Source organism: Saccharopolyspora sp. 7B, from assembly GCF_020177435.1.
In the GTDB taxonomy this organism is placed as follows: Bacteria; Actinomycetota; Actinomycetes; order Mycobacteriales; family Pseudonocardiaceae; genus Saccharopolyspora_C; species Saccharopolyspora_C gregorii.
On the sequence record NZ_JAIUKC010000251.1, the window covers coordinates 1 to 5,383 of the forward strand.

Below are 5,383 nucleotides of genomic sequence, written 5' to 3' on the forward strand. Positions count from 1 at the left end.
GGCCGGTGGTCAGTGGGGGAGGCGGGGTTCGACTTGGCGGGCGATCTTCTCGGCCTCGCCGCAGGGGTCGGGGATACCACCGGGGAAGATCTCGTTCACGGTGACGATCGCGACTCCGCCGCCCGCGTCGACGAGGACGTTGCAGATCCCGCGGTCCGTGGCGCCTGCACTGACGCCGGTGGCGGCGGCCCTGCCGTTGATGTCGAACTTCTGGTAGCTGTCCCAGTTCCCGTGGGTCGCGTAGCTGCCGACCGTCTCGTCCTGGTTCTTGTACAAGGTCAGCATGGCGCTCTCACCCTCGAAGGAGCAGCCCGGTTCGAAGGAGACGTCTTCGACGCGTTCGGGCGCACCGCCAACCCCCGCAGCGGCCAAGTCGTCCGGTGTGAAGAACGCGCACGGATCCAGGTCTTTGAGCCCGGATGCCTTGGGCTGCGGCTCGGGGGAGTTCTGCTCCGACCCTGGGTCCGTGCCTCCCAACGCGCAGCCGGACACGCCGAACAGTCCGGCGCAAACAACGGTGGCGAGCAACCGGCGGGAACGTCGGGTCACTGGATACCTCTCTGCATGTCTTCAGCGATCTGATCATCGGTGGATCGGTAGTCTTTGGCGGCTGCGCGGAAGGCGTCCGCCTGTTCCATGAGGACTTTCATCAGCTCGTTGACCAGCGGAATTGCTCCGGAGTCCGGATGCTGTGCCTTGTCCTTGAACCGTTGCGCCAGCTGCTGGCCGTCGGGATAGTCTCCCAACCCGGTAAGGCGGGTGATCTGATCGGTTCGTCGAAGGAGTTTCGCGAGCGCCCGCACCTCCTCCTCAACCCTCTTCGCCGCCCGTTCCGCGACTTCCGGGTCGAGCGCGAGCTTGCCCGCCCCTACCTGCTGGTTGATCCATTGGGTCTGCGATCGGACCTGGTGCAGTCCTTCCGCCGCCCCGGCGAATCCCCCGTCTCCGCCCGCCATGCGCCCCTCCGCCGGTTGATCACGTGTGCCACGGATCGTAGCGAGGTGGTGACGGCGCGGGTGGTGGTTTCCGCTGCGCCGACCGGGTAGCGCTACACGGCGGCTTCGGCGGGGGCGCGGCGGAGGATGTCGTCGACGGTCTCCTCGGGGGCCTGCTCGGAGGTGTCGAGCCACAGGCCGAGACGGGGCGTCTCGTCGCGCAGCACCGCGTCGAGCGCTCGGACGGACCACTCGTCGTAGGCGACCTTCCCGCGCGCTGCTTCCCGTGCCCCGATCTCCTCCGGGCTCGGCGCGAGCACCACCAGGTACAGCGGCCGGGTGCGGATGGTGGCCGCGAGTTCGGCGAAGTGTTCGCCGAGCACGACGTCCTGGGTGATGACGGTGAACCCGGCGGCGGTGTACTGGTCGCAGGACTGGGCGGTGAGCCGGTGGCGCAGCCGCAGTTGCCGCTGCGCCTCGTCGGTGGCGTCGGGCGCCATGTCCACCCGCCCGTTGATGATCATGCGGCGGAACAGGTCGCCGCGCAGGTGCACCGAGTTCGGCAGCCGTTCGGCGAGCAGCTGCGCCACCGTGGACTTGCCTGCGGCCTGGATCCCGGTGATCACGATGGCGGCCTGGGCGAAGGGCTCAGCGGCCATGGGCGGTTCTCCTCGGCGGCGCGGATGTCGGGCGGTACTCGACGGGGACGTCGCGCGGGTCGGTGGTTCGGCGCGGTCCGGTCGCGGCGCGCCTCTTCCCCGAGGAGATCGACTCCAGCCTAGCGCCGCCCGCCCGCCGGTTTCGCCCGATTCCGCGAAGTGGTTCCCTCCGCTCCCAGCTCATCGGATCGTGAGAACCTGCGGGCATGCGGATGCGTCCGGAGCGGAGCGCGGTGCTGTTCGACATCGACGGCACCCTGATCGACTCGACGGCGGTCGTCGAGCACGTGTGGTCGCGGGTGGCGGCCGCGTTCGGCGTGCCGCGCGAGCCGGTGCTGGCGGTGTGCCACGGGAAGCGGGACGCGGACGTGGCCGCCGAGTTCTTCCCGGCAGCGGTGCGGGCCGAGGTGCTGGCGGAGGTCGCGCGGCTGGAGCTGGCCGCCGCGGACGCGGTGGTGGCGGTGCCCGGCGCGGCGAACGTGCTGGGGCAGCTCGATCCGCGGCGGTGGGCGGCGGTGACCTCCGGCGGCCGCGAGCTGATGACGGGCAGGCTCCGGGCGGCGGGCCTGCCGCTGCCGTGCACGCTGATCTGCGCGGAGGACGTGTCCCGCGGCAAACCCGATCCGGAGGGCTACCTGGCGGCGGCCCGGGAGCTGGTGGTGGATCCGGCGGACTGCGTGGTGGTGGAGGACTCGCCGCCGGGCGTGGCGGCGGGCGTCGCCGCGGGCGCGCTGGTCGCGGCCGTGACCACCACGCACCCGCGGGAAGCGCTCGGCGGGGCGCACGTGGTGCTGCCGGAGCTGTCGGCCGTGCTGGGATTGCTCTGATGGTGAAGCTGGACCGGTTGATCAACGTGCTCGGCGGCTACGGGGCGCGGCTGGAGTGCGCGCCGCGCGGGCGGGACGTGGAGCTGCGCGGGGTGGCGCTGCACGATTCGGCGGGCACCGACGAGGTGCTGCTGGCCGTCGGCGTCGAACCGGGCGCGATCGGCGAGCTGCTGCGCACCACGATGGCCGCGGTGGTGCTGCTGCGCGAGGTCGCAGGCCCGGAGCTGGCGGTGGCCCGCGAGCGGGGCGTCGCGGTGGTGCTGGTCGACGGCGACGTGCTGTGGGGGCAGTTGGCGGCCGTCGTCTACGGACTGGTGCTGGAGGGCCGCGAAACGGAGGCGGGCCGCGGCCCGACGGACCTGTTCGCGTTGGCCGATGCGCTGGCGGCGTCGGTGGGCGGCCCGGTGACCATCGAGGACCGGCATTCGGGGGTGCTGGCGTATTCGAGCAGGCAGGAATCGGCGGACCGGGCGCGGCTGGCGACGATCCTGGGCAGGCGGGTGCCCGCGGAGATCCGCGCCGAGCTCGCGTCGCGCGGCGTGTACGCGCACCTGGCCTCGTCGGACGAGCCGTTCTTCGCCGAACCGATGCCGGAGTTCCACGGCCGCGCCCTGGTGGCGGTCCGCGCGGGGCGGGAACTGCTCGGGTCGATCTGGGTGGAGGTGCCGGAGCCGCTGAGCCCGGAGCGGGCCGCGGCGCTGCGCGAAGGGGCCCGCACCGCTTCGCTGCACCTGCTGCGGGCGCGCGCCAGCGCCGACCTGGAGCGGCAGGTCGAATCGGACCTGGTGATCGGCCTGCTGGAGGGCCAGGCGGACGCACCGGCGGTGCTGAGCAGGCTCGGGTTGCGCGGCACCGGTTTCCAGGTGGTGGCGGTGCAGGCCGAGGACGCCCAGGACGCGGCGGTGCTGATCGCGTTCGAACGCGCCACGTCCGGCTTCGGCTGGGCACGGCCGGGGCGCAGCGCGCTGTTCGCGAACACCGTCTACACGGTGTTGCCCGAGGCGGAACCGGGGGAGCGGTGGTTCCGGCGGCTGCTGCGGGAGATGCCCGCGGAGGTGCGGCTGCGCGCCGGGGTCGGTGGTGCCGCGGAACCCCTGGAGCTGCCGGTGAGCAGGCGGGAAGCGGACGAAAGCCTCGCCGTCGTCGGTTCCCGCGAGATCGTCGGCTACGACGACGCCTGGCACGAGATCCTGCTGCGCAGGCTCCGCAACGCGGCCTCCGGTGGCCGGTTGCCCGCACGCGGCCCGGTGCGGCAGCTGCACCGCCACGACGCCGAGCACGGCACCCGGTACGCGGCGACGTTGCGGGAGTGGCTGCGCTGCCAGGGCGATCCGGGGGCGGCGGCGCGGCGGCTCGGCGTGCACGCGAACACGGTGCGCTACCGGATGCGGAAGATGACCGAGGTGGCGCCGATCGACGTGACCGACCCGGACCAGCGGCTCGCGCTGATCGTCGCGCTGCTCATCGAATAGTTCCGGATCACCAAACGGCGGCGCCCAGGTTGTGCGGATCTGACAACCGGACCGGCGCCGTGGCCCAGCACACTCGGATGCAGCCGAGCTGAGGAGGGCGAACATGGCTGGCAACGACCAGACGCCGCGGCACGTGGTGGTCGCGGGTGCCGGTGCCGTCGGGTTGTCGACGGCGTGGTTCTTGCAGGAGCACGGCGTGCGGGTCACGGTCGTGGACCGGGACGGCGTGGCCGCCGGTTCGTCCTGGGGCAACGCGGGCTACCTGGCGCCGGCGTTCTCCATCCCGCTGCCGGAGCCGAGCGTGCTGCGCTACGGCCTGCGCTCGCTGCTGGACCGCAACGCCCCGCTGTACGTGCCGGCGAAGGTCGACCCGGGCCTGTGGGCGTTCCTGGCGCGCTTCGCGGCGCACTGCAACATGGGGTCGTGGCGGCGTGCGATGCAGCCGTTCGTGCCGATGAACAACGAGTGCCTGGACGCGTTCGACGCGCTCACCGCCGGTGGCGTGGCGGCCCCGACCCGGTCCGCGCCGATCACCGCCGGGTTCGAGAAGGCCGAGCAGGTCGCCGACCTGCGCCGCGAGTTCGACCTGATCCGCGAGTCCGGGCAGGACGTGCAGGTCGTGGAGTCCTCGGTCGCCGAGGCGCAGGTGCCGCAGCTGTCCTCGCACATCGAGGCGGTGCTGCGCATCGAAGGCCAGCGCTACGTGGACCCCGGCGAGTTCGTGCGCTCCCTCGCCCGCTCCGTGGAGCAGCGCGGCGGCACGATCCGCACTGGTTTCGCCGTGCAGGACGTGCGGCGCGAGCGCGGCGGCGTCGTGCTGCGCTCCGCCGACGACGCGATCACCGCCGACACGGTGGTGCTGGCCACCGGTGCCTGGCTGAGTGCGCTGGCGAAGCCGCTCGGCGTGCGGACCGCGGTGCGCGCGGGCCGCGGCTACTCGTTCACCGTGCCCACCGAGGAACCGGTGCCCGGCCCGATCTACCTGCCCGCCGTGCGGGTGGCCTGCACGCCGTACCAGGGCGGGCTGCGGGTCGCCGGAACCATGGAGTTCCGCTCCCCGGACGCCAAGCTCTACCCGGAGCGCATCGCCGCCATCGAACGCTCGGCGAAACCGCTGCTGCGCGGCGTGTCCTGGGCGGACCGCAAGGACGACTGGGTCGGCGGGCGGCCCGTCACGCCCGACGGGCTGCCGCTGATCGGCGGGACCGCGATGCCCGACGTGTTCGTCGCCGGTGGTCACGGCATGTGGGGGCTCACCCTCGGTCCGCTGACCGGGCGGCTGCTGTCCGAGCAGATCGTCACCGGCAAGCAGCCCGACCAGCTGCGGCCGTTCAACCCGCTGCGCTGACGCGCCACGAAGACCATTTCCTGGAGAGCAGGGGCCGCCGCGCCCCCCCCCGCGGCCCCCCCCCCCCCCCCCCCCCCCCCGCCCCCCGCCACCGGGATCTTTTGCAAGTGCGCGGGGGGGGCGGGGGCGGCCGGGGGGGGGG

General features: G+C 73.0%; 6 protein-coding genes. 3 read left to right on the forward strand and 3 right to left on the reverse strand.

Annotated features, from left to right (window positions below):
• Positions 1-9 precede the first annotated feature (9 nt).
• The 3 genes from LCD33_RS28150 to LCD33_RS28160 all read right to left on the reverse strand — a co-directional run bounded on the left by LCD33_RS28150 (position 10) and on the right by LCD33_RS28160 (position 1,594).
• Positions 10-549: a DUF3558 domain-containing protein gene (locus LCD33_RS28150; protein ID WP_224978475.1), complete on the reverse strand. Its 540-nt coding sequence runs from the start codon at positions 547-549 to the stop codon at positions 10-12.
• Entirely contained in the window at positions 546-956 is a 411-nt protein-coding gene (locus LCD33_RS28155) for a hypothetical protein (protein ID WP_224968973.1), read from the reverse strand. The genes LCD33_RS28150 and LCD33_RS28155 overlap by 4 nt, the downstream gene beginning before the upstream one ends.
• A 92-nt stretch (positions 957-1,048) precedes the next feature.
• Positions 1,049-1,594, reverse strand: a complete 546-nt coding sequence (locus LCD33_RS28160) for an AAA family ATPase (RefSeq protein ID WP_224978476.1) — start codon at positions 1,592-1,594, stop codon at positions 1,049-1,051.
• A gap of 206 nt (positions 1,595-1,800) precedes the next feature.
• Here LCD33_RS28160 and LCD33_RS28165 point away from each other — a divergent pair, with 206 nt between their 5' ends.
• The 3 genes from LCD33_RS28165 to LCD33_RS28175 all read left to right on the forward strand — a co-directional run bounded on the left by LCD33_RS28165 (position 1,801) and on the right by LCD33_RS28175 (position 5,241).
• Positions 1,801-2,421, forward strand: a complete 621-nt coding sequence (locus LCD33_RS28165) for an HAD-IA family hydrolase (protein ID WP_224968977.1) — start codon at positions 1,801-1,803, stop codon at positions 2,419-2,421.
• A complete protein-coding gene (locus LCD33_RS28170; protein WP_224961649.1) occupies positions 2,421-3,893 on the forward strand; it encodes a CdaR family transcriptional regulator in 1,473 nt (490 codons plus the stop codon). Before LCD33_RS28165 ends, LCD33_RS28170 begins: the two co-directional genes overlap by 1 nt.
• Before the next feature lie 103 nt (positions 3,894-3,996).
• Positions 3,997-5,241 carry an FAD-binding oxidoreductase gene (locus LCD33_RS28175; protein ID WP_224961648.1) on the forward strand — a complete coding sequence of 415 codons (1,245 nt, stop codon included), beginning with the start codon at positions 3,997-3,999 and terminating at the stop codon, positions 5,239-5,241.
• Positions 5,242-5,383: the final 142 nt, after the last annotated feature.